Annotated in this window: 22 protein-coding genes; 10 read left to right on the plus strand and 12 right to left on the minus strand. The window is 71.6% G+C overall.

The window, feature by feature from the left end; genetic code table 11:
- The first annotated feature begins 69 nt into the window (after positions 1-69).
- Both ACWCPF_RS07110 and ACWCPF_RS07115 read left to right on the plus strand, forming a co-directional pair.
- Entirely contained in the window at positions 70-1,086 is a 1,017-nt protein-coding gene (locus tag ACWCPF_RS07110) for a hypothetical protein (protein WP_451043946.1), read from the plus strand.
- 156 nt (positions 1,087-1,242) lie between these two features.
- A complete protein-coding gene (locus ACWCPF_RS07115) occupies positions 1,243-1,893 on the plus strand; it encodes an HAD family hydrolase (protein ID WP_451043947.1) in 651 nt (216 codons plus the stop codon).
- Here the strand turns inward: ACWCPF_RS07115 and ACWCPF_RS07120 are convergent.
- Positions 1,869-2,120, minus strand: coding sequence for a hypothetical protein (locus tag ACWCPF_RS07120; RefSeq protein ID WP_451043948.1), 252 nt, complete (start codon positions 2,118-2,120; stop codon positions 1,869-1,871). The two genes, ACWCPF_RS07115 and ACWCPF_RS07120, sit on opposite strands and share 25 nt — an antisense overlap.
- Positions 2,121-2,331: 211 nt before the next feature.
- On the opposite strand from ACWCPF_RS07120, the gene ACWCPF_RS07125 reads away from it, so the two are divergent.
- Positions 2,332-2,715 (plus strand): cold-shock protein, encoded by a 384-nt coding sequence (locus ACWCPF_RS07125; RefSeq protein WP_451043949.1) that lies wholly within the window; start codon positions 2,332-2,334, stop codon positions 2,713-2,715.
- Positions 2,716-2,727: 12 nt separating this feature from the next.
- Here ACWCPF_RS07125 and ACWCPF_RS07130 read toward each other — a convergent pair whose 3' ends face one another.
- The 4 genes from ACWCPF_RS07130 to ACWCPF_RS07145 all read right to left on the minus strand — a co-directional run bounded on the left by ACWCPF_RS07130 (position 2,728) and on the right by ACWCPF_RS07145 (position 6,257).
- Positions 2,728-3,600, minus strand: coding sequence for a 1,4-dihydroxy-6-naphthoate synthase (locus ACWCPF_RS07130; protein ID WP_451043950.1), 873 nt, complete (start codon positions 3,598-3,600; stop codon positions 2,728-2,730).
- Positions 3,569-4,303, minus strand: a complete 735-nt coding sequence (locus ACWCPF_RS07135) for a futalosine hydrolase (RefSeq protein ID WP_451043951.1) — start codon at positions 4,301-4,303, stop codon at positions 3,569-3,571. The genes ACWCPF_RS07130 and ACWCPF_RS07135 overlap by 32 nt, the downstream gene beginning before the upstream one ends.
- Positions 4,304-4,320: 17 nt before the next feature.
- Positions 4,321-4,839 carry a DUF2771 domain-containing protein gene (locus ACWCPF_RS07140; protein ID WP_451043952.1) on the minus strand — a complete coding sequence of 173 codons (519 nt, stop codon included), beginning with the start codon at positions 4,837-4,839 and terminating at the stop codon, positions 4,321-4,323.
- Between the two features lie 74 nt (positions 4,840-4,913).
- On the minus strand, positions 4,914-6,257 hold the full coding sequence (locus ACWCPF_RS07145; RefSeq protein ID WP_451044227.1) for an MFS transporter: 1,344 nt from the start codon (positions 6,255-6,257) through the stop codon (positions 4,914-4,916).
- 557 nt (positions 6,258-6,814) lie between these two features.
- On the opposite strand from ACWCPF_RS07145, the gene ACWCPF_RS07150 reads away from it, so the two are divergent.
- Positions 6,815-7,741 (plus strand): DUF3027 domain-containing protein, encoded by a 927-nt coding sequence (locus ACWCPF_RS07150; protein ID WP_451043953.1) that lies wholly within the window; start codon positions 6,815-6,817, stop codon positions 7,739-7,741.
- Between the two features lie 77 nt (positions 7,742-7,818).
- Here ACWCPF_RS07150 and ACWCPF_RS07155 read toward each other — a convergent pair whose 3' ends face one another.
- A complete protein-coding gene (locus tag ACWCPF_RS07155; protein ID WP_451043954.1) occupies positions 7,819-8,067 on the minus strand; it encodes a hypothetical protein in 249 nt (82 codons plus the stop codon).
- Between the two features lie 154 nt (positions 8,068-8,221).
- Here ACWCPF_RS07155 and ACWCPF_RS07160 point away from each other — a divergent pair, with 154 nt between their 5' ends.
- Both ACWCPF_RS07160 and ACWCPF_RS07165 read left to right on the plus strand, forming a co-directional pair.
- Positions 8,222-11,371 carry a sacsin N-terminal ATP-binding-like domain-containing protein gene (locus ACWCPF_RS07160; RefSeq protein ID WP_451043955.1) on the plus strand — a complete coding sequence of 1,050 codons (3,150 nt, stop codon included), beginning with the start codon at positions 8,222-8,224 and terminating at the stop codon, positions 11,369-11,371.
- A 226-nt stretch (positions 11,372-11,597) separates the two neighbouring features.
- Positions 11,598-12,530, plus strand: a complete 933-nt coding sequence (locus ACWCPF_RS07165) for a hypothetical protein (protein ID WP_451043956.1) — start codon at positions 11,598-11,600, stop codon at positions 12,528-12,530.
- 61 nt (positions 12,531-12,591) lie between these two features.
- On the opposite strand, the gene ACWCPF_RS07170 is transcribed toward ACWCPF_RS07165, so the two are convergent.
- On the minus strand, positions 12,592-14,958 hold the full coding sequence (locus ACWCPF_RS07170) for an HAD-IC family P-type ATPase (protein WP_451043957.1): 2,367 nt from the start codon (positions 14,956-14,958) through the stop codon (positions 12,592-12,594).
- 149 nt (positions 14,959-15,107) lie between these two features.
- The gene (locus tag ACWCPF_RS07175; protein ID WP_451043958.1) at positions 15,108-15,377 is read right to left on the minus strand and encodes a DUF2530 domain-containing protein; all 270 of its coding nucleotides are present in this window, start codon (positions 15,375-15,377) and stop codon (positions 15,108-15,110) included.
- 123 nt (positions 15,378-15,500) lie between these two features.
- Here ACWCPF_RS07175 and ACWCPF_RS07180 point away from each other — a divergent pair, with 123 nt between their 5' ends.
- Positions 15,501-16,886, plus strand: a complete 1,386-nt coding sequence (locus ACWCPF_RS07180; RefSeq protein ID WP_451043959.1) for an NCS2 family permease — start codon at positions 15,501-15,503, stop codon at positions 16,884-16,886.
- Positions 16,887-16,929: 43 nt separating this feature from the next.
- Here ACWCPF_RS07180 and ACWCPF_RS07185 read toward each other — a convergent pair whose 3' ends face one another.
- Complete coding sequence (locus ACWCPF_RS07185) at positions 16,930-17,112, minus strand: ribbon-helix-helix protein, CopG family (RefSeq protein ID WP_451043960.1); 183 nt, start codon at positions 17,110-17,112, stop codon at positions 16,930-16,932.
- A gap of 151 nt (positions 17,113-17,263) precedes the next feature.
- Here ACWCPF_RS07185 and ACWCPF_RS07190 point away from each other — a divergent pair, with 151 nt between their 5' ends.
- Both ACWCPF_RS07190 and ACWCPF_RS07195 read left to right on the plus strand, forming a co-directional pair.
- Positions 17,264-17,701, plus strand: coding sequence for a MarR family winged helix-turn-helix transcriptional regulator (locus tag ACWCPF_RS07190; RefSeq protein WP_451043961.1), 438 nt, complete (start codon positions 17,264-17,266; stop codon positions 17,699-17,701).
- A 133-nt stretch (positions 17,702-17,834) separates the two neighbouring features.
- Positions 17,835-19,112 (plus strand): MFS transporter, encoded by a 1,278-nt coding sequence (locus tag ACWCPF_RS07195; RefSeq protein ID WP_451043962.1) that lies wholly within the window; start codon positions 17,835-17,837, stop codon positions 19,110-19,112.
- Between the two features lie 21 nt (positions 19,113-19,133).
- Here ACWCPF_RS07195 and ACWCPF_RS07200 read toward each other — a convergent pair whose 3' ends face one another.
- A complete protein-coding gene (locus ACWCPF_RS07200; RefSeq protein ID WP_451043963.1) occupies positions 19,134-19,655 on the minus strand; it encodes a GNAT family N-acetyltransferase in 522 nt (173 codons plus the stop codon).
- A 50-nt stretch (positions 19,656-19,705) separates the two neighbouring features.
- Here ACWCPF_RS07200 and thpR point away from each other — a divergent pair, with 50 nt between their 5' ends.
- Complete coding sequence (gene thpR / locus ACWCPF_RS07205) at positions 19,706-20,278, plus strand: RNA 2',3'-cyclic phosphodiesterase (RefSeq protein ID WP_451043964.1); 573 nt, start codon at positions 19,706-19,708, stop codon at positions 20,276-20,278.
- Positions 20,279-20,506: 228 nt separating this feature from the next.
- Here thpR and ACWCPF_RS07210 read toward each other — a convergent pair whose 3' ends face one another.
- Positions 20,507-21,499: an aldo/keto reductase gene (locus ACWCPF_RS07210; protein ID WP_451043965.1), complete on the minus strand. Its 993-nt coding sequence runs from the start codon at positions 21,497-21,499 to the stop codon at positions 20,507-20,509.
- A gap of 49 nt (positions 21,500-21,548) precedes the next feature.
- Positions 21,549-22,136, minus strand: a complete 588-nt coding sequence (locus tag ACWCPF_RS07215; RefSeq protein WP_451043966.1) for a Uma2 family endonuclease — start codon at positions 22,134-22,136, stop codon at positions 21,549-21,551.
- Between the last annotated feature and the right edge of the window lie 42 nt (positions 22,137-22,178).

Genomic DNA, 22,178 nt, shown 5'->3' on the forward strand with positions numbered 1-22,178 from the left:
GAGGTGACGCCGGACGGGCTGAATTGCCCTGACCGGTGCTGACAAGTGAAGAAGCGATAGCGTCTTCCCGTGGGGATCGAGAGCGACCAAGTGGTGTACGAGTATCTGAGTCGGGTCGGGGATGTCGCGCAGCAGCGGCAGTTGTCCTCGGCCACGCGGATGCGGCTCGTCTCCGAGCTGCGCAACGAGATCGACCGGCGGCGGGCGAAGGCCGCCGTCGACTCTCCCGCGGCCGTCCGCCGCATCATCGACCGTCTCGGCAGTCCCGACGACATCGTCGCCGCCGCGGCCGAGCGGGGCAGCGGCGCCCCGGAGGCGCCGGCGACCTCCGTGCCCGTGCAGCGGGACCGGGCGGAGGCGCCGCCGCGGCCGAAGGGCATCCGGCGTGTCGTGCCGCGGCCCCGCTCCGGCACACCGCCCCCCGCCGCCCCCTCCGAGGGGGCCTCCCCGCCGCACCGCGCCCCCGCGCACGAACTGGGCGACTCCCGGGAGTCGCCCGACTGGTGGCTGCACGAGCCGATCCCCTTCGGCCCCGGCGAGGACGTGCACGGGTTCGTCGGCGGCGTCGAGATCCCCGACCTCCTCAAGCCTCCCCCGCGCACCAAGCCCGAGGAAGAGGACGAGGAAGAGGGAGAGGGAGAGGACGAGGCAGCAGGAGACGAAGCGGATGCGGGGGGCGCGGAAGAAGGGCGACCCCGGCGTCGGTTTCGGTGGGCGCGGGGCTCGGGGGAGTCCGCAGGCGCGGGGCGGCGTTGGAGCAATCCGCTGCTCCTGCTCGGCGCCGCCTGTCTCGTCTTCGGCGCGGTGTTCGGGAACTGGTACGGGCTGATCCTGGGGTGGCTCATCGCCTACGCCTCCCGTCGGCTGACCGAGCGGGAGACGAAGCTGGCGGTCATGTGGCTGCCGGGGCTCTCGCTCACCGCCGGGCTCGTCTGGCTGTGGGGGCGCTCCGAGGGGCGCTGGGGCGACCCCATCGCCGAGGGACAGATGAACGACGCGGTCGCCCAGACCTGGCCGTGGGTGATCCGCGGCGCGGCCGTGGCGTCGGCGCTGTTCCTGGCCTGGCGCTCGCAGAAACAGAGCTGAGCGCTCCGCTGGGAGTGCCGCGATGTGCCGCGATAGGCCCTCGTTACGCTGCGGCGCCGTCGTGGCTGGTCGCGCCCGCGCGGCGGAGCCGCAAATGTAAACGCCTCGCGCCCCTTCGGGGCGCTGCCGAGGATCGGCCCTGGGCAGAATGGGTGTATGACGTCACCCGTGCTCACCGTCGGCTTCGACCTCGACATGACCCTGATCGACTCCCGGCCCGGCATCCGCGCCACCTATCTCGCGCTCGCCGAGCGGACGGGGACGTACATCGACGCCGATGCGGTCGTCACCCGGCTCGGTCCGCCGCCGGAGACCGAACTGGCGTACTGGTATCCGGCCGATCGGATCGCGGCCATGGCCCACCTCTACCGCTCGCTGTACCCGGAGCACGGCGTCACCGGCGCGACCGCGCTGCCCGGCGCCCGGGAGGCGATCGCGGCCGTGCAGGCGGCCGGCGGGCGGGCCATCGTCGTCACCGCCAAGCACCAGCCCAACGCGCAGCTGCAGGTGGAGCATGTGCGCCTCGGAGCGGACGCGGTCATCGGCGACCTGTGGGCCGAGCAGAAGGCGTGGGCCCTGCGCGAGCACGCCGCGAGCGTCTACGTCGGCGACCACGTGGGGGACGTCCGCGGGGCGAGGGCCGCCGGGGCGCTGTCGGTCACCGTGCCGACCGGGCCGTGCGACGCGGAGGAATTGCGGACGGAAGGTGCGGATGTCGTGCTCGCCGACCTCACCGAGTTCCCCGCCTGGCTCGCCGCCCACCTCGCGGAACGCCCCGCCGGCTACCCCGCGGAGCCCCGCGCCTGACGTCGGCCGGCGGCGATCGAGCGGAGCAGGCCCGCGCCCGCGATCAGGAAGCCGACGCCCATGAGCATGCTCAATCCGAACATGTATGTAGGAAAAGGCGTCGTGTCGAAGAACAGCGGGGCGACCGTGACGAGTGTGGCCACGGCGCCGACGAAGAAGACGATGGCGCCGGCACGGATCAGTCGGTCACCGGGAGCGGCGGAATTCGTTTGGGTTTTGTCACGCACCGGACCAGGGTAGTTCCCAGCCCTGAGGAACAACCGGGGGACGTCTTGTCACCGGCCCGAAGACCATTAGCCTTGGTACCGGCGGGTCATGGACGACCCGCCCAAGTGCTGTCAACAGCCGTTCCCGTGCTGTTTTTGAAGCATCCGATGTATCAGCAGCATCCGAAGTATCCGAAGCAGTTTTCCGACGAGTACGAGGACGAGGACAGACGTGCCTACCGGCAAGGTCAAGTGGTTCAACAGCGAGAAGGGCTTCGGCTTTCTCTCCCGCGACGACGGCGGTGACGTCTTCGTACATTCCTCGGTCCTCCCTTCCGGAGTCGAGGCACTGAAGCCGGGCCAGCGAGTGGAGTTCGGCGTCGTCGCCGGACAGCGCGGTGACCAGGCGCTCTCCGTCGTCATTCTGGACCCGACCCCGTCGGTCGCCGCCGCGCAGCGCAAGAAGCCCGACGAACTGGCCTCCATCGTCCAGGATCTGACCACCCTCCTCGAGAACATCACGCCGATGCTCGAGAAGGGCCGCTACCCGGAGAAGAACTCCGGCAAGAAGATCGCCGGTCTACTGCGCGCGGTCGCCGACCAGTTGGACGTCTGAGCGGGAAATCCCCTAAGGGAAATCGAGTGCGCCGGGGCCGAGGGGCGGCAACAGTCCCTCGGCCGCCGCGCGTGTCAGCAGTCCGCGCACCGCGGCATAGCCGTCCTCGCCCAGGTCGGCCGTGAACTCGTTGACGTAGAGGCCGATGTGCTGGTCGGCGACGGCCGGGTCCATTTCCTGGGCGTGCGCCATCACGTACGGGCGGGACGTCTCGGGGTCGTCCCAGGCGGCGCGCACCGAGGCGCGGATCGAGTCGGCGAGCCGGGTCAGGGTCTCCGTGCCCAGCGAGCGCTTGGCGATGATCGCGCCCAGCGGGATCGGCAGGCCGGTCGTGGACTCCCAGTGCTCGCCCATGTCCGCGAGCTTGTGCAGCCCGTAGTCGCGGTAGGTGAAGCGGGCCTCGTGGATCACGAGCCCCGCGTCGACCTTTCCGTCCCGCACGGCCGGCATGATCTCGTGGAACGGCAGGACGACGATCTCGCCGAACCCGCCGGGGAGGGTGTCCGCCGCCCAGAGGCGGAACAGCAGGTACGCCGTCGACGTCTCGCTCGGCACGGCGACCGTGCGGCCGGTCAGGTCGAGCCCGGCCTCCCGGCTCAGCACCAGCGGGCCGCAGCCCCGGCCCAGCGCGCCCCCGCACGGCAGCAGCGCGTACGCGTCGAGGACGTACGGCAGCACGGCGTACGACACCTTCAGCGCGTCGGACTCGCCTCGCTCGGCCATGCCGTTGGTGACGTCGATGTCCGCGAAGGTCACGTCCAGCGCGGGCGCGCCCGGCACCCGGCCATGGGCGAGGGCGTCGAAGACGAAGGTGTCGTTCGGGCAGGGCGAGTACGCGATCCGCAGCACGGGCTCACCGGTGGTCATGTGGGTCGTCCGGGTCATGTGGGTTCCAACTCGTGAGGACGGGCGTGAGCTTCCCGAAGCCGGTCGTCAGGGCCGTCAGCGCCTCGCCGATGCGCCAGGCGGCGCGGTCGCGGGGGCCGACGGGGTTGGAGACCGCGCGGATCTCCAGCACGGGCACCCCGTGCGCGGCGGCCGCCTCGGCGACCCCGAAGCCCTCCATCGCCTCGGCCAGGGCGCGCGGATGCCGCTCGCGCAGGACGGCGGCCCGGGCGGCGGTGCCGGTGACCGTGGAGACGGTCAGGACGACCCCGGCGCGGGCCCCGGCGGCGGCCGCGGACTCCCGTACGAGGGACGCGGGCGGACGGTGGGTGACGGCGCCGAAGCCCAGCTCGGTGACCGGCAGGAAGCCGTCGGCGGTCTCGGCGCCCAGGTCGGCGGCGGTGATCTCGTCGGCCACGACCAGGGAGCCGACGGGGGCGTCGGGCGCGAAGCCGCCCGCGATGCCCGCCGAGACGACGAGGTCGTAGGGGGCGCCCGCGAGCGCGGCGGCCGTCAGGGCTGCGGAGACGGAGGCGGCGGCCAGGGCCGGGCCGACTCCGGCGGCGAGCAGGTCGTACGTGTCCCCGGCGCGGTGCAGCGTCACGCCCGGCAGCCGGGTCTCGGTCACCGGTTCCTGCGGCCATGCCTGTGCCACCGCGTCCCGCTCGGCGGGGACCGCGGTGGCCACGAGGATGCGTGTCACGCGGATGCGGGACGTGGTCAGTCGTCCTTCTCGAGCTTGAAGGACCACAGGCCGGTCGCCGCCTGGCTGTCCTTCTTGCCGTCGCCCGCCTTGATCGTGACGAGCGTGGAGTCGCCCTGCGCGCCGTACTGGGCGTTGAAGAAGACGCTGCCCGGGATCGTCCGGTACGTCTTGTCGCTGTCCTCGGTGAGCGGCTGACCGTTCATCAGGATCGTCCAGCGCTCGTCGGCCACATCGGGGTCGACGCCGAAGCGGACGGTCTCGTCCGGGTCGACGCTGATGGACTTGATGTCCTTGTCCGCGAGGCACTTGGTCAGCTCCGCGGCCTGCAGCGCGTCGCCCTCGCCGCCGCAGGTGGCCTCGGAGCTGACCGAGGAGCGGCCGACGGTGATCGTGGACATGGGGGTCGGCTTGTCGCAGGCCGACAGGACGAGCAGGCCGGCGGAGACGGCGCCGGCGGCGGCGACGGCGCGGCGGCGGCGTCGGGCAACGCCGTGTGCATCGGCGGCTCCGCCGCGGGGCAGCATCGAGGTCATGCCCGAAGGCTATCGGGCCCCCGCGCTCGGCCCCTTACGTGGGGTACGACGCGACCGTGTCGCACCCCACGCGCTCAGGTCACGCGGCGTTTTGTGCCGGGGCCGTGGCGGACCGAGGACAGTAGGCCGCGGACCGTGGAGAGCCAGCCGAGTGCGAGCACCGCGGCGGCCACCGACAGGCCCAGCGTGCCGTTCAGCGGCATGACGATGCCGACCGCGCCGCCGAACACCCAGCACACCTGCAGAATCGTCTCCGAGCGGGCGAACGCCGAGGTGCGCACCAGCTCCGGCACGTCCCGCTGGATCAGCGCGTCCAGGGACAGCTTGGCCAGCGCCTGCGAGAACCCGGCGATCGCCGCCATGCACGCCACCAGGAACGCCCCGAAGAAGACGGCGGCGATGAGCACGGCGCACAGCACGACGGCCACCACCGTCACGATGATCAGTTCCGGGGCCTTGGAGCGCAGCGTGGCGCCCACGGACGTGCCCAGCGCGTTGCCCACGCCCGCCGAGACGGCGACCATGCCCAGCGACACCGCCGCGCTCTGCCCGGTCAGCGGGTGCTCGCGCAGCAGGAACGCCAGGAAGAACGTCAGGAACCCGGAGAGCCAGCGCAGGGACGCGTTGGCGCCCAGCGCGTGGGTGACGGCGATGCCGACGGTCCGCAGTCCCGGCCGCTTCACCGGCTTGCGGTGCGGGCCGTGCAGGTGCTCTTCGTCGGCGGCGAGCAGCGCCACGTCCTCGCCCTTGGCGGAGTCGACCTTGCCCGGCAGCGTGAACGACAGGAACGCGCCGGCCATGAAGATCACGAAGGCGCCGTAGAGCGGATAGCGCGGGCCGATGGCCTGGAGCCCGGCCGCGATGGGCGCGGCGACGCCGGTGGCGAGGAGGCCGCCGAGCGTGACCCGCGAGTTGGCCTTGACCAGGGAGAACCCGGGCGGCAGCAGCCGCGGCACGACCGCGCTTCTGACCACTCCGTACGCCTTGGAGGCGACGAGCACGCCCAGCGCGGCCGGATACAGCTCGATGCTGCCCGTGGCGACCGCGCCGGACAGGATCAGCGCCAGCAGCGCCCGGGCGAGCATCGCCCCGGCCATGGCGGCGCGCCGCCCGTGCGGGATCCGGTCGAGCAGGGGGCCGATCACGGGGGCCAGGACGGTGAAGGGGGCCATGGTGATGGCGAGGTAGAGCGCGACGCGGCCGCGGGCCTCGTCGGTCGGCACGGAGAAGAACACCGTGGAGGCGAGGGCGACCGTGATCATCACATCGCCCGCGCCGTTCACACCGTGCAGCTCGATCAGCTTGCCGAGGCCGGACTCGCCGGCGCCGTGCGCGTGCGTGGCCTTGCGGATGCCGCGGGCGGTGCCGGTGAACGGGAGGTGCAGGGCGCGTCCGACCGCGCGGACGGACCCGCTCATCCGGCCCGAACCGCTCACCCGGCTCCTCCCCTTGTTCCCCTTCGTCGCACCGATCCCGGTGGCGCCTGGGGGTGTCTCTCGGCTGCCACCCCGTCATAGTGCCCCGAGAAAGCTGTGCATAGTGCGGTTACCGCACGTATGGCCGTGTGATCGTCGACGCGCCGGGCGGGTCCGACGCGAGTTCCGGGGCCTCGGGGCAGGCTTTCTCAGGCGCCGGCTCGAGCTCCGGCTCGGGCTCCGGCGGGCTGCTCGCGGCGTTCCGAAGCACTTCCGAAGCACTTCCCAAGGACTTCCGAGGGACTTCTGAAGGACTTCTGCCGGGCGGTAAACGTCCCGTCGGTGTAGGCCGAGCGTCCGCGAGCAGGTAGCGTGCGTAGCGCGCCGTGGCGATCGTTCTCGGCCGCGCGCCTCCCGGCCATCCCGCAGAATGGATGACAGCAGGTGCGCCCGAGCGCGATCGGGCGCGGACGTCGACGCGGCCCAGCGGTCCGCTCCGTCCGCACCCGCCGCCTTCAGGCCGGCGCATCGAGAGACGGCGTAGGAGAGAAGCGATACCTGTGAGCGCAGCGACCACGCGAAGCCGCACCCCCGACCGCCTGTGCGCCGAGGCCGTCGACCTCGCACGTGCCGCAGCCGAGGAGGCAGCCGCCCCCGGCGTGGTCGGCGAGCACGTAGGCCTGCTCTCCGAGGGCGACCGCGTGGTCACCCACTACTTCGAGTGCAAGGAACTGGGCTACCGGGGCTGGCGCTGGGCGGCGACGGTGGCGCGGGCCTCCCGCGCGAAGATCGTCACGCTGGACGAGGTGGTCCTGCTCCCCGGCCCCGACGCGGTCCTGGCGCCCGAGTGGGTCCCGTGGAGCGAGCGGCTGCGCCCCGGTGACATGGGTCCGGGCGACCTGCTCCCCACGGACGCGGAGGATCTCCGTCTGGAGCCCGGCTATTCCGGCGAGGACGAGCCGCCGCCGAACTCGCTCGTCTCCGCGGAGATGGCCGAGCTCGCGGAGGCGGAGGACGCGGAGGTGACCCCGGCCGTGCCGGCCAAGCTGCCGACCGCGCCGGTCCGGGGCACGATCGCCGCGGTGGCCCAGGAACTGGGTCTGCGCCGGGCCCGGGTCCTGTCCCGCTACGGCCTGCACACCGCCGCCGACCGCTGGGAGGAGGGCTTCGGCTCCCAGACGCCCATGGCCCAGGCGGCCCCGGCGTCCTGCGTCAGCTGCGGCTTCCTCACCCCCATCGGCGGCTCCCTGGGCCAGGCCTTCGGCGTCTGCGCCAACGAGTTCTCCCCGGCCGACGGCCGTGTGGTCTCCCTGTCGTACGGCTGCGGCGGCCACTCGGAGGCGGCGATCATGCCGACGCCCCCGCGCCCGGCGCCGCCGGTGGTCGACGAGACCCGCGTCGACCCGTTCCCGCTCCGCCCGTCCCCGGACTCGGGCTCGGTCCCGACGACAACGGACGAGGACACGGCGGAGCTGGGCCACTCCTAGGACACCCGGGACGGGTCACACCGGGTCGCACCGGGTCACACCCGGGACGGGTCCGGGCGCTGCGGGGTGCGCGGTGATCAGCAGTTCTCGCTGATCACCTCATCGAGGGTCTGCAGCGTCAGCTCGTTCTGTTCGAGCTGCTCGGTCAGGCTCTGCAGCGTCCGCTCCAGGGCCGAGATCGTCGCCAGGTCGGGCTCCGGCTGCCGCTGGAGCGTGTCGATGCTCTGTTCGACCTGGTGGATCTCCTTGCGCTGTCGGCGGATCGCTTCGCGCTGCGCCTTCGCCACGCGGCGCATCATGTCGCAGGGGCTCTCGTCGGTCGGCATCTGCGTGCTCCTCGCTGCTCCGGTTCCCCCTGCGCCCATCGTGCGGGCCGTGCCGGAACCCGGCCACGCGGAAGGTCCGCAGGCGGGACGGACGGGCGACACGGAGGTTCCCGGCGCGCGATACCTTCTCCTCACGCCGATGAGGAGAGTGAACGTGAGCAAGTTCGTGCGGCCGGCGCCCGAGGGCGCGGATCCCTTCGGCACGGCCCGGCTGCGTCGCGGGGTCCTGGACGCCTGGGCCACGAGCCCCGCCCGGTTCCGGGAGGACGCCAACGCCGAGGAGGACCTGGTCCTCGGCGGGTACCGGGACCGGCTCGTCGTCGAGCTCGCGCAGAACGCCGCCGACGCCGCGGCCCGGGGCGGGGTGCCGGGGCGGCTGCGGCTCACCCTCCGCGACGGAGTCCTGGTCGCCGCGAACACCGGCGCGCCGCTGGACGCCGCCGGCGTCGAGTCCCTCGCCACGCTGCGCGCCTCCGCCAAGCGGGAGAGCCGGCAGTCGGAGGTGGCCGTCGGCCGGTTCGGCGTCGGGTTCGCCGCCGTCATCGCCGTCACCGACGAGCCGGCCGTCGTCGGACGGCACGGCGGTGTCCGCTGGGACCTCGCGGAGGCCCGCGATCTCGCCTCCGACACCGCCCGGCACAGCCCCGGCCTCGGCGACGAGATCCGGCGGCGCGACGGGCATGTGCCCCTGCTCCGGCTGCCCTTCGCCGCCCAGGGCACCGCTCCCGACCCGTACGACACGGCCGTCATCCTGCCGCTGCGCGACACCGCCGCCGCCGACCTCGCCGAGCGGCTCCTCGGCGCCGTGGACGACGCCCTGCTCCTCGCCCTGCCGGGCCTGGAGGAGGTCGTGATCGAGATCGGCGACGACGCTCCCCGCACCCTGAGCCGGTTCGCGGACGGCCCGCTGACCGTCGTCGCGGACACCCGGGAGGGGACCACCCGCTGGCGGACGGTCGCCGACCACGGGGGCCTCGACCCCGAGCTGCTGGCCGACCGGCCGGTGGAGGAGCGGCTGCGGCCGCACTGGTCGGTGACCTGGGCCGTGCCGGTCGACGAGGAGGGGACGCCCGTCCGGCCCCGCACCACGCCCGTCGTGCACGCCCCCACCCCCAGCGACGAGCCGCTCGGCGTGCCCGCCCTGCTCATCGTCTCCTTCCCGCTCGACACCACCCGCCGGCACGCCGCCCCCGGGCCGCTGACCGACCATCTGGTGCAGCGGGCGGCGGACTCCTACGCCCGACTCCTCGCCGACTGGCGGCCGGTGGGCCCCGGCATCATCGACCTGGTGCCCGGACCGCTGGGGAAGGGCGAGCTGGACGGGGCGCTGCGGCAGGCGATCCTGGAGCGGCTGCCGCGCACCGCGTTCCTGCCGCCCGCCGTCGCACCCGTCAAGGACGAGGACGCGGGCGACGAGGGCGTCGAGCTGCCCGAGGCGCTCCGGCCGCGGGACGCCGAGGTCGTCGAGGGCGCCGGCGCCGACACCGTGCGGGTGCTGGCGGAGGTGCTGCCGACGCTGCTGCCCGCCGGGCTGGAGCGGCGCGTCGAGCTGCGCACGCTGGGCGTCGCCCGGATCCCGCTCGCGGACGCCGTCGACCGGCTGGCCGGTCTGGAGAAGGACCCCGACTGGTGGTACCGGCTCTACGACAGCCTCGCCGGGGTCGACCCCGACCGGCTCTCCGGGCTGCCCGTGCCGCTGGCCGACGGGCGGACCACGATCGGTCCGCGCCAGGTGCTGCTGCCCACCCCCGACGCGGCCGGCCTCGACCCGGAGATCCTGGCCCGCCTGGGCCTGAAGGTCGCCCACCAGGACGCCGCCCACCCCCTGCTGGAGAAGCTCGGCGCGCTGCCCGCCACCCCGCGCGCCGTCCTGACCACCCCGCAGGTGCGGGCCGCCGTCGCGGCCTCCCTGGACGACGACGGCGGGGCCTGGGACGACCAGGACGCGCCGGACGCCGAGGAGCTCGCCGACACCGTGCTCGCGCTCGTGCGCGGCGCGGGCCTGGAGCCCGGCGACGAGCCGTGGCTGGGCGCGCTCGCCCTGCCCGACGAGGAGGGCGAGCTGGTCCCCGCCGGGGAGCTGGTGCTGCCCGGCAGCCCGTTCGCCTCCGTCATCCGGGAGGACGAACTCGCCTTCGTCGACGCCGAGTTGGCGGACAAATGGGGCGAACGGCCGCTGGCGGCCTGCGGTGTCCTCGCGAACTTCGCGCTCGTCCGCGCCACCGACGTCGTCCTCGACCCCGACGAACTGGAGCCGCGGGACGGGGACTTCGCCGAGCCGGACGACGCCGGCCTGCTGGACGCCGTCGACGTGTGGTGCGAGGACATCCTCGACCGCTTCCCCGACAGCCCGGTGCCGCCCGTCGCCACCGAGCTGGTCGCCGTCCGCGACCTCGAGCTCGTCGACGAGGACCGCTGGCCGCAGGCGCTCGCGCTGCTCGCCCGGCCGCCGCTGCGCGACGCCCTCACCCAGCCCGTCCGCATCCTGCTCCCCGACGGCACGCACGAGATCGTCCGGCCGTACACGGCCTGGTGGCTGCGGGGGAACCCGGTCCTGGACGGCCGTCGCCCCGCCGGTCTGCTGGCCGCCGGCGGCGACCCGCTGCTGCACGGTCTGTACGAGGAGGCCGACGCCACCGGCTTCGACGACGAACAGGTGCTGCGCGCCCTCGGCGTGCGGACCTCCGTCGCCGCGCTCCTGGAGGAGCCCGGCGGCGCCGCCGAACTCCTCGACCGGCTCGCCGACCCGGAGCGTCCCGTCGGCGCCGCCCAACTGCACGGCCTGTACGGCGCGCTGGCGGAGCTGGACCCCGAGCAGGTGACCCTGCCGGACGAGCTGCGGGCCGTCGTCGACGGGCGGGTCGAGGTGGTGGACGCGGCGGACGCCGTCGTCGTCGACTCGCCCGACCTGCTGCCGTTCACGGACGGCGTCCCGCTGCTGCCCGTGCGGCCGTCCCGGGCCGCCGAACTGGCCGAGCTGTTCCAGGTGCGGCGGCTGAGCGAGTCCGTGACCGGAGGCGTCGACTCCGACGGCGTCGAGCACGACGTGCCCGAGTCGGTGCAGGTGCTGCTCGGCTCGCGCACGCCCGCCACCTATGTCGAGCACGACGAACTCGTCGTCGACGGCGTGGAGATCGACTGGCGGCTGACCGGTGACGGCGTCCTGCACGCGGCCACGGTCGAGGGCGTCGCCGCCGGGCTCGCCTGGGCGGCGCGGCAGTGGCCGCGCCGGTTCGAGGTCGCGGCCCTGCTGGAGGACCCGTCCCGAACCGGAGAACTGGCCCGCGACCGCTGGTTCGACTGATCGGCCGGAGGAGCTTGCCTGATCGGCCGGGGGAACCCGGCCGATCGGACGCGCGGCCCGGTCCGTGAAATTTCTGCACGAATTTCTCACCGCTCGTACAACCATGACGCCCCGTCGGACATCTGATGGGGTGAGTCAACAGACTCCATGATCACTTCGGGCCCCGGATGTGAGGTGAGCCGTGCGAACGGCAACCGTCCGGGCCCCTCTCCTCAGGGGGAAACGCATGCGCAAGCGCGCCACCGTGGTCGCCGTCTCCGGCGCCCTGGTCCTGTCCGCCTTCGCCGTGCCGGCCGCACAGGCCGCGGGCAGTGACTCGCACAAGTCGATCGACAGCCTGACGGCGCTCCGCGCGGCCGCGTCGGGCAAGAGCGCCTACGTCGGCGAGGCGACCACCGCCGACACCGGCACCCCGTACGCGCTGGACGCCAAGTTCGGCAACGTCAAGATCAACAACGGCTTCCCGATCGTCGCCGGCACCGGCGGCAAGGTCACCGTCCCGGTCACCTTCACGGTCACGCACGGCGCGGGCCTCGACGTCACCGCGGACGACATCGAGCTGGACGTGCTCATCTACCGCGGTTCGTCCGCCGAGCCGGCCAACGTCCTCTTCGGCGACAACTGGCCGAGCTGCACCAACACCTCGGCCACGGTCGCCACCTGCAAGGCCACCCTCGACATCCGCCCGAGTGAGGAGCTGTACAACGCCGACGCGACCACGTGGAAGGCGCTCGGCTACATCATCGACTGGAACGATGTCGACCCGTACAGCGACGACGACATCGACCTGTCCAAGGTCGGTTACGCCGAGACCGACGCCGTGGCCACCACCAAGCTCCAGCGCAAGTCGGCGCTGACGGTCAACGCCACGCCGGAGCCGGTGAAGAAGGGCAAGACCATCACCGTCACGGGCAAGCTGTCCCGTGCCAACTGGGACACCGGTCTGTACGGCGGCGTCTCCACCCAGTCGGTGAAGCTGCAGTTCCGCAAGAAGGGCAGCAGCACCTACAGCACCGTCAAGACCATCAAGTCCAGCACCAGCGGCGGCCTGAAGACGACGGTCAAGGCGACCGTGGACGGCTACTACCGCTTCACCTACGCGGGCAACGCGACGACCCCCGCGTTCAACGCGGCGGGCGACTACATCGACGTGAAGTAAACGGCTCCGTCGCGTAGACGGTTCCACAGAGCAAGCAGCGCAAGCAGCGCAAACGGTTCAGCTACGCCGGGAAACGGCGGTCGACCCATCTCCAGGAGAATTCCAGGGCGGCCGCCGCCACCGCCGCGATGCCGACGGCGATCCACGGCATCGTCATCCCGACCAGCTTCAGCGCGAAGAAGTGCTGCAGCCACGGGACCACCAGCACGAGCAGGAACCCCGCGCCCATCGAGGCCACCAGCAGCACCCGCCAGAAGGTGTACGGCCGCGCGATGATCGCCAGCACCCACATCGAGATCAGAAACAGCGTGAGGGTCGCCGCACTGGTCTCGGCCTCCAACGAACCCTCGCCGGTGTAGTGGTGACGGGCTATCAGATAGGTCGTGAAGGTCGCGACGCCGGCCACGAGCCCGCCCGGGACCGAGTAGCGCATCACCCGTCTGACGAAGTGCGGCCGGGCCCGTTCCGTGTTGGGGGCGAGGGCCAGGAAGAACGCCGGGACGCCGATCGTGAGCGTGGAGAGCAGGGTCAGGTGGCGGGGCAGGAAGGGGTACTCGACCTGCCAGCAGACCACCAGCACGGCCAGCAGCACGGAGTAGACCGTCTTCACCAGGAAGAGCGTCGCCACGCGGGTGATGTTGCCGATGACCCGCCGGCCCTCCGCCACCACCGACGGCAGCGTCGCAAAGCTGTTGTTCAGCAGCACGATCTGCGCGACCGCCCGGGTGGCCTCGGAGCCCGACCCCATCGCCACCCCGATGTCCGCGTCCTTCAGCGCCAGGACGTCGTTGACGCCGTCGCCGGTCATCGCGACCGTGTGCCCGCGTGACTGCAGCGCGCCGACCATGTCCCGCTTCTGCTGCGGGGTGACCCGGCCGAACACCGTGCCCTCGTCCAGGGCCTGCCCCATGCCGGCCTGGTCGGCGGGCAGCCGGCGGGCGTCCACCGTGCCGCCGTCGAGCCCGAGCTTCGCCGCCACCGCCCCCACCGACACCGCGTTGTCGCCGGAGATGACCTTGGCCCGGACGTTCTGCTCGGCGAAGTAGCGCAGGGTGTCCGCCGCGTCCGGCCGCAGCCGCTGTTCGAGGACGACGAGGGCGGTGGCCCGGGCTCCGAGCGCGGGCTCGGCGGCGTCCAGGTCGCGGGCGGCGCGGGCCAGCAGCAGCACCCGCAGGCCCTGCTCGTGCAGCCGCTCGGTCTCGGCGAGGGCGGGATCGTCCTCGGCCAGCAGCACGTCCGGCGCGCCCAGCAGCCAGGTGCTGCTCTCCCCGTCGCCCTCGCTGAAGCTGGCGCCGCTGTACTTGCGCGCGGAGGAAAACGGCAAGGACTCGGTGCAGCGCCAGTCGTCGGCGTCCGGGTAGGCGTCGATGATCGCCTGGAGGGAGGCGTTCGGCCGCGGGTCGGACTCCCCGAGCGCGCCGAGCACCTGCCGTACGTAGCTCTCGTCGCCGCCGTCGAGGGTGCGCAGCTCGGTGACGTCCATCCCGCCCTCGGTCAGGGTGCCGGTCTTGTCCAGACAGACGGTGTCGACGCGGGCGAGGCCCTCGATGGCCGGCAGCTCCTGCACCAGGCACTGCTGCCGGCCGAGCCGGATGACGCCGATCGCGAAGGCGACCGAGGTGAGCAGGACGAGCCCCTCCGGGACCATCGGGACGATGCCGCCGACGGTACGGGCGACGGAGTCCCCGAGGTCGTTCTCCTTGACGACGAGCTGGGTGACGACCAGGCCCAGCGCGGCCGGGACCATCATCCACGTCACGTACTTCAGGATCGTGGAGATGCCGGAGCGCAGCTCGGAGTGGACGAGCGTGAAGCGGGAGGCCTCCTCGGCGAGCTGGGCGGCGTAGGCCTCGCGGCCGACCCTGGTGGCCTGGAACGCGCCGCCGCCGGCCACCACGAAGCTGCCCGACATGACCGGGTCGCCCGGTCGTTTCACGACGGGGTCGGCCTCGCCGGTGAGCAGGGACTCGTCGATCTCCAGCCCGTCCGCCTCCACGCACACCCCGTCCACGGCGACCTTGTCGCCGGGGCCGATCTCGATGAGGTCGTCCAGGACGAGTGCGGAGGTCGAGACCTGGATCGCGGCGCCGTCGCGGCGGACGGTGGGCCGGGCCTCGCCGACGACCGCCAGGGAGTCGAGCGTCTTCTTCGCCCGCCACTCCTGGAGGATGCCGATCCCGGTGTTGGCGAGGATCACGAACCCGAACAGGCTGTCCTGGATGGGCGCGACGGCGAGCATGATCACCCACAGGACGCCGATGATCGCGTTGAACCGGGTGAAGACGTTGCCCCGGACGATCTCGCCGACCGAGCGGCTGCTGCGCACGGGCACGTCGTTGACCTGACCGAGCGCGACGCGCTGCGCGACCTCCGCGGCGGTGAGACCGGTCGCCGTCGGCACAGTGGCGGGTGCGTCGATATGGGTCATGGAATCGACGGTACGTGCGGATTTGGGGGTTCACCCCCCGAAGGAGCGGAAGATCCGACCTGGGGAGGAGAGGGGTAGTACGCCGGGTGTAGGGCCGATCCCCTAGTGCCACCGGAACGTGTTCCCCTAGTGCACCGGAGCGTGTTCCCCTACTCCGCGGGAGCCTGCTCGGCCGTCGTCGCCGCGCGCCTGATCGCCGCGTCCCGCTTGCGGACGTACCAGATGCCGATGAGCCCGAGCCCGGCGCCGGCCAGACACGTCCACAGCCACCACAGCCGGTCCTGGTCGTCGAACCAGCCGTAGAACGGGAGCTGGACGAGGAAGAGGACGAACCAGAGGATCGTGCCGCCGGTGATGGTGGCGACCACGGGGCCCTCCAGGGGCTCCGGCGCCTCGTGCGTAGGGGTCCACTTCGCCATGGGCTCAGCTTACGAGAGGGAAAAATCTACGCGCGGAGATAGCGCCGACGGGGTTATATGTTCATACTGAATCCGTTTTGCATTCGTCCCCATCTTGGCTACTTCTGATCGTAGGAACCTCTAATGATCGACCGCTACTTCAAGATCTCCGAGCGGGGCAGCACCCTGTCCCGGGAGGTCCGTGGCGGCTTCGCCACCTTCTTCGCGATGGCGTACATCATCGTGCTGAACCCGATCATCCTCGGCAGCGCGAAGGACATGTACGGGCATCAGCTCGACAACGGCCAGCTGGTCACCGCCACCTGTGTGACGGCCGCGTTCACCACGCTCCTCATGGGCGTGATCGGCAACGTGCCCATCGCGCTGGCCGCCGGCCTCGGCGTGAACTCGGTGGTCGCGCTCCAGCTCGCGCCCCGGATGTCCTGGGCGGACGCGATGGGCATGGTGGTCCTCGCGGGCTTCGTCGTCATGCTGCTGGTCGCCACCGGTCTGCGGGAGCGCGTCATGAACGCGGTCCCCTTCGGGCTGCGCAAGGCGATCAGCATCGGCATCGGCCTGTTCATCATGCTGATCGGGCTCGTCGACGCCGGCTTCGTCAGCCGCATCCCGGACGTCGCCCACACCACCGTCCCGCTCCAGCTCGGCGCCGACGGTCACCTGAACGGCTGGCCGGTTCTCGTCTTCATCCTGGGCGCGCTGCTCACGCTGGCGCTGATCACCCGCAAGGTGCCCGGCGCGATCCTGATCTCGATCGTCGCGATGACCGTCCTCGCGCTGATCATCGAGGCCGTCGCGACCGTCCCCTCCTGGGGCCTCACCACCCCCGAGTGGCCCGGCAACCCCGTCGCCAGCCCCGACTTCGGGCTGATCGGCGACGTCAGCCTGTTCGGCGGCTTCGACGAGGTCGGCGTCCTGACCGGCACGCTCTTCGTCTTCACGGTCCTGCTGTCGTGCTTCTTCGACGCGATGGGCACGATCATGGGCGTCAGCGACGAGGCCAAGCTGACCGACGCCCACGGCGAGATGCCCGGCATCAACAAGGTCCTCTTCGTGGACGGCCTCGCGGTCGCCGCGGGCGGCGCCAGCTCCTCCTCCGCCACCACCGCCTTCGTGGAGTCCACGGCCGGCGTCGGCGAGGGCGCGCGCACCGGCTTCGCGAACCTCGTCACGGGCGGCCTCTTCACGGTCGCGCTGTTCTTCACGCCGATCGCCACGATGGTCCCGTCCCAGGCCGCGACGCCCGCCCTGCTCGCGGTCGGCTACCTGATCCTGGCCGGCTCGGTCAAGGAGATCGACTGGGCCGACCACACCATCGCCATCCCGGCCTTCATCACCATGGTGATGATGCCGTTCACCTACTCGATCACCAACGGCATCGGCATGGGCTTCATCGCCTTCGTCCTGCTGCGCCTGGCGGTCGGGCGCGGCAAGGACGTGCCGGTGCCGATGTACGTGGTCGCCGCCGTGTTCGTCTTCTACTACCTGATGCCGGCCCTGGGCCTCCTGTGAGCCCGGACGGCGGGCGACGGCGACCTGCGGGCGGACGACGGCCCTACGTGAGCCCGTAGAACTTCTCCGTCTCCTCGACGGCGGTCTGGAACCGCTCGTCGAAGTCGTCGCGAATGAGCGTCTGGACTACGTAGTCCTGGACGCTCATTCCTCTTTTGGCGGCATGTTGCCGGAGCCGTTCGAGCAGCTCCCCGTCCATGCGCAGGCTGAGCACACTGGTCCCCATGAGACGAGGGTCGCGGGCGCGTACCGCACTTCGGTCACTTTCCGCTGCCGACTCACTCGTTCGAGTGATGAAGAGGTTTCCGTGGCCGGTGTCACGGGAATCCTGGCGCGCCCCAGCTTGTTTAGCCAGAGTAATGAGTTACCCTAAAGAGATGCCTGACCTCACCCATGGCGACGACGCTGCCGCCGTGAACTCCCTGCGCTCCGCCGTGATGCGACTGTCCCGCCGGCTCAAGCACCAGCGGGTCGACGAGTCCCTGAGCCCCACCGAGATGTCGGTGCTCGGCACCCTCTCCCTCTACGGCAGTGCCACCCCGGGCGAACTCGCCCGCAAGGAGCATGTCCAGCCGCCCTCGATGACCCGCATCGTGGCGCTCCTGGAGGCCAAGGGACTGGTCCGGCTGGAGCCGCACCCCGACGACCGGCGCCAGAAGGTCGTCACCAAGACGGAGCAGGCCGAGGCCATGCTCGAGGAGAGCCGCGCCAAGCGGAACGCCTTCCTCGCCACCCTGGTCGACGGCCTCGACGAGGACGAGTGGGCGAAGCTGCGCGACGCGGCGCCGGTGCTGGAGAAACTCGCGCACCTGTAGCTTGCGCATCTGTAATTTGCGCAACGGCGTCTCGCGCACCTGTAGGCAGCATTCGAGTAGGCGGCATTCGAGGAGGCGAACCCTTTTGAGTACGGGACCCGGAGCAGACTCCGCCCCCGCTCGCACGTCGTCGATGTTCAGTTCCCTGAGAATCAGGAACTACCGCCTGTTCTTCATGGGCCAGGTGGTCTCGAACATCGGCACCTGGATGCAGCGCATCGCCCAGGACTGGCTGGTCCTCAGCCTCACCGGCTCCGCGACGGCCGTCGGCTTCACGACGGCCCTGCAGTTCCTGCCCATGCTTCTCTTCGGCCTCTACGGCGGCGTCCTCGTCGACCGCCTGCCCAAGCGCCGCGCACTGCTGTTCACCCAGTCCGCGATGGCCGTCACCGGCATCGCCCTGGCCCTGCTCACCCTCTCCGGACACGTCCAGGTCTGGCACGTCTACGTGGCGGCCTTCTCCGTCGGTCTCGCGACCGTCGTCGACAACCCGGCCCGCCAGTCCTTCGTCTCCGAGATGGTCGGCCCCGACCAGCTGCAGAACGCGGTCAGTCTCAACTCCGCGAACTTCCAGTCCGCGCGTCTCGTCGGCCCCGCCGTCGCGGGTCTGATGATCACCGGCGTGGGCACCGGCTGGGCGTTCCTCGCCAACGGCCTGTCCTTCGTCGCGCCCATCGCCGGCCTGCTGCTGATGCGGGCGCGCGAACTGCACGCCGTCGAGCGCGCCCCGCGCGCCAAGGGCCAGCTGCGCGAGGGCCTGCACTATGTGGCCGGCCGCCCCGACCTCATCTGGACCATCACCCTGGTCGGGTTCATCGGCACCTTCGGCTTCAACTTCCCGGTCTACCTCTCGGCCTTCGCCGACGACGTCTTCCACGCGGGCGCCGGCTCCTACAGCCTCTTCAACACCCTGATGGCCGTCGGCTCGCTCGCCGGCGCCCTGCTCGCCGCCCGGCGCGGCACGGCGAAGATGCGCGTGATGATCGCGGCCGCCGTCGCCTTCGGACTGACCGAGACGGTCGCCGCCGGCGCTCCCTCGCTCTGGCTGTTCGCCCTGCTCATGATCCCGATCGGGATGTTCGGGATGACGGTCAACGTCACCGCGAACACCAGCATCCAGATGGGCACCGACCCGGCCATGCGCGGGCGGGTCATGGCCCTCTACATGATGGTCTTCCTGGGCGGCTCGCCCGTGGGCGCGCCGATAGCGGGCTGGATCACGGACGTGTACGGCGTCCGGGCCGGCCTGGCGGTCGGCGGCGTGATCGCGGCCACCGCCGCCCTCGCCATCGGCCTGGTCCTGGCCCGGGTCGGCAACCTGCGCCTCTCCCTCGGCTGGACCGCCGGTCACCCGACGGTCCGACTCGTCCCCCGAGAGACCCCGGAACGGGAACTCACTCCGGCGTCGTGACGGCCGTCGCTACATCCTTCGCTACACCCGCCGGGCCAGCAACTGGCCCGGCCAGCGCTGGTCGCCGACGGTGAACGCCTGCGTCGCCGTGAAACCGTTGCGTTCGTAGTAGGCGACGAGGGCCCTGTCGTCGCCCGCGTAGCAGTCCACGCGGAGCAGCGCGACGCCTGCGCGACGGGTCGCCTCGGCGGCGTGGGCGAGCAGGGCGCCGCCCACGCCGTGGCCCTGGAAGCGGCGGTCGGAGGCCAGCCAGTGGATGTACCGCTCGGGCTCGCCGGGCGGCGGGAGGTGGGCCAGGTAGGCACCGGGTGCGCCGGTCAGGGTGAGGGTGGCGGCCGGCGCCCCGTCGGCCTCGGCGATGAACACCTCGCCGTCCTCCATGTACCGGACGACCGACTCCCGCACGCTCGGACTCTCCGACAGGGGCTTCGTCCCCCACTGGCCGGTGCGCCCCTGTGAGACCAGCCACTCCACGCTGCTGTCGAGCATGCCGAGTATCACGGGGACGTCGTCGGGGCCGCCTTCTCTGATGGTGATCTCCATGACCTCCATCATGCCCGGCCCACGCCCCCGGGAGCCGGGACAATCGGGGCATGAGACTCTTCGCCGCAGTGCTGCCCCCGGACGACGTCGCCGACGAACTCGCCGCCGAGGTGGCCCGGTTGCGCGCGCTGCCCGGTGCGGAGGGCCTGCGCTGGACGGGCCGCCCCGGCTGGCACTTCACCCTCGCCTTCTACGGCGAGGTCGACGACGATCTCGTCCCCGACCTGTCGGCCCGGCTGGAGCGGGCCGCGCACCGCAGTGCGCCCTTCGCCCTGGCGGTGCGCGGCGGAGGGCAGTTCGGGCGCGGGCGGGCCCTGTGGGCGGGCGCGGCCGAGGACGTGCCGGCGCTGCGCCTGCTGGCCGGCCGGGCGGAGGCCGCGGCCCGCAAGGCGGGCGTGGAGATGGACGAACACCGCCGCTACAAGGCCCACTTGACGCTGGCCCGCAGCCGGGACGCGCTGGACGTCCGCCCGTACGTCGAGGCGCTGGGCGCCTTCGTGGGCCGTACCTGGACGGTGGGGGAGCTGGTGCTGGTGCGCAGCAACCTGCCGAAGTCCGGAGTTCCCGGGGAGCAGCCCCGCTACGAGCCGGTCGGGCGCTGGGCGCTCGGCGGGGCCGGTTAGGCTCGACGCGTGGACCCGAAGACCCGGAACCGGATCATGGCCGGTGCGCTCGTGCTGATGTTCGTCGTGGTGGCGGTGGCGGCGGCCGTCGGAAAGTGATCGACGCGATCGACGTGACCGACGTGACCGACGTGACCGATGCGGTCGACGTCGTCGACGTGATCGAGACGAGGACGGCCGCCGCTGTGCCATGCCCCCACAGGGGGCGCGGGGGTGTTGTCGGCGGCCTTACCAGGCGAAGGCCTCCGGCGACGGGCCCGGGCCCGGGAAGATCTCGTCGAGACCCGTCAGCAGCTCCTCGCTGAGCTCCAGCTCGACCGCGCGCAGTGCGGAGTCGAGCTGCTCGGCGGTGCGCGGACCGACGATCGGGCCGGTCACGCCGGGCCGGGTGAGCAGCCAGGCCAGCGCCGTGTCGCCGGGCTCCAGGCCGTGCTTGTCGAGCAGGTCCTCGTAGGCCTGGATCTGGGCGCGTGCGGTGGGGTCGGCGAGCGTGTCGGCGGCCCGGCCGGAGGCGCGGCGACCGCCCTCGACCTGCTTCTTGATGACCCCGCCCAGCAGACCGCCCTGCAGCGGCGACCACGGGATGACCCCGAGCCCGTACTCCTGCGCGGCCGGGATGACCTCCATCTCGGCGCGCCGCTCGGCCAGGTTGTACAGGCACTGCTCGCTGACGAGCCCGATGGTGCCGCCGCGGCGGGCGGCGGTCTCGTTGGCCTGGGCGATCTTGTAGCCGGGGAAGTTGGACGATCCGGCGTAGAGGATCTTGCCCTGCTGCACCAGCACGTCGATCGCCTGCCAGATCTCCTCGAAGGGAGTGCTGCGGTCGATGTGGTGGAACTGGTAGAGGTCGATGTAGTCGGTCTGCAGCCGCTTCAGCGACGCGTCGACGGCCCGCCGGATGTTCAGGGCGGACAGCTTGTCGTGGTTCGGCCAGGCATCGCCGTCGGCGGCCATGTTGCCGTACACCTTGGTGGCGAGCACGACCTGGTCGCGGCGCTCGCCGCCCTTCGCGAACCAGTTGCCGATGATCTCCTCGGTACGGCCCTTGTTCTCACCCCAGCCGTACACGTTCGCGGTGTCGAAGAAGTTGATGCCCGCGCCGAGGGCCGCGTCCATGATCGCGTGGCTGTCGGCTTCGTCCGTCTGCGGGCCGAAGTTCATGGTGCCGAGGACGAGGCGGCTGACCTTGAGTCCGGTGCGTCCGAGCTGCGTGTACTTCATGAAGCACAAGCCAACGGCTTCGAGTGCGCTCCAGGCAAGGGGGATCCGGTCAGTCGCGGGGGAACTCGTCGGTCTTGAGGGTGAGGCCGACGGCGGTACCGGTGAGGTCGATGTCGTCGCCGAAGTCGATCTTCGTCCGCGTGACGTAGTCGCCTTCTTTGGGATGGGTGTAGAGGTAGCAGCGGCCCTTGTAGGGGTCGGCGATGAGGTACACCGGGACCTCGGCGGTGGCGTAAGCGAGCTTCTTCGGCCCGTAGTCGTTCGCTGCCGTGTCCTTGGAGATGACCTCGGCCACGAACTCGACGTCCTGGTAGCGCCAGCGTCCCTTGCTGTCTTTCACCGAGCGGTCTGCCATGGCCGCCATGTCGCATGCGAAGCCGTTCAGATGACCAGGGAAGTCGATGCGCACGTCGGATGCGAGCCGCTTGCGGGGATACTTGCTCCGCAACTGCTCGAAGATGGCCGAGATGATCTCCCAGTGATGCTGCCGTTGCGGTGACATGAAGATGTTTCCCCCGACGATCTCAACCTTTGTTCCCTCGGGGATGGGCATTTTCTCGAGCACCTCGAACATGACGTCCAGAGACAGCTCGACGCTCTCCTCGGCCATCGTGATCCTGTCCTCAGTGACGGTCATCGTGGCGCTCCTCCCCGGCGACCCCATGGACCAGTGCCGCCG

The sequence above is a fragment of the Streptomyces sp. NPDC001858 genome, from assembly GCF_053594615.1.

Coding starts and splice junctions, on each gene's coding strand:
- ACWCPF_RS07175 (WP_451043958.1), bottom strand. CDS start 15,377: ATGGCGAAGTGGACCCCTACGCACGAGGCGCCGGAGCCCCTGGAGGGC.
- ACWCPF_RS07130 (WP_451043950.1), bottom strand. CDS start 3,600: ATGACCCGGACGACCCACATGACCACCGGTGAGCCCGTGCTGCGGATC.
- ACWCPF_RS07195 (WP_451043962.1), top strand. CDS start 17,835: ATGTTCAGTTCCCTGAGAATCAGGAACTACCGCCTGTTCTTCATGGGC.
- ACWCPF_RS07115 (WP_451043947.1), top strand. CDS start 1,243: ATGACGTCACCCGTGCTCACCGTCGGCTTCGACCTCGACATGACCCTG.
- thpR (WP_451043964.1), top strand. CDS start 19,706: ATGAGACTCTTCGCCGCAGTGCTGCCCCCGGACGACGTCGCCGACGAA.
- ACWCPF_RS07155 (WP_451043954.1), bottom strand. CDS start 8,067: ATGCCGACCGACGAGAGCCCCTGCGACATGATGCGCCGCGTGGCGAAG.
- ACWCPF_RS07210 (WP_451043965.1), bottom strand. CDS start 21,499: ATGAAGTACACGCAGCTCGGACGCACCGGACTCAAGGTCAGCCGCCTC.
- ACWCPF_RS07215 (WP_451043966.1), bottom strand. CDS start 22,136: ATGACCGTCACTGAGGACAGGATCACGATGGCCGAGGAGAGCGTCGAG.
- ACWCPF_RS07185 (WP_451043960.1), bottom strand. CDS start 17,112: ATGGGGACCAGTGTGCTCAGCCTGCGCATGGACGGGGAGCTGCTCGAA.
- ACWCPF_RS07170 (WP_451043957.1), bottom strand. CDS start 14,958: ATGACCCATATCGACGCACCCGCCACTGTGCCGACGGCGACCGGTCTC.
- ACWCPF_RS07190 (WP_451043961.1), top strand. CDS start 17,264: ATGCCTGACCTCACCCATGGCGACGACGCTGCCGCCGTGAACTCCCTG.
- ACWCPF_RS07200 (WP_451043963.1), bottom strand. CDS start 19,655: ATGGAGATCACCATCAGAGAAGGCGGCCCCGACGACGTCCCCGTGATA.
- ACWCPF_RS07145 (WP_451044227.1), bottom strand. CDS start 6,257: ATGAGCGGGTCCGTCCGCGCGGTCGGACGCGCCCTGCACCTCCCGTTC.
- ACWCPF_RS07180 (WP_451043959.1), top strand. CDS start 15,501: ATGATCGACCGCTACTTCAAGATCTCCGAGCGGGGCAGCACCCTGTCC.
- ACWCPF_RS07140 (WP_451043952.1), bottom strand. CDS start 4,839: ATGACCTCGATGCTGCCCCGCGGCGGAGCCGCCGATGCACACGGCGTT.
- ACWCPF_RS07165 (WP_451043956.1), top strand. CDS start 11,598: ATGCGCAAGCGCGCCACCGTGGTCGCCGTCTCCGGCGCCCTGGTCCTG.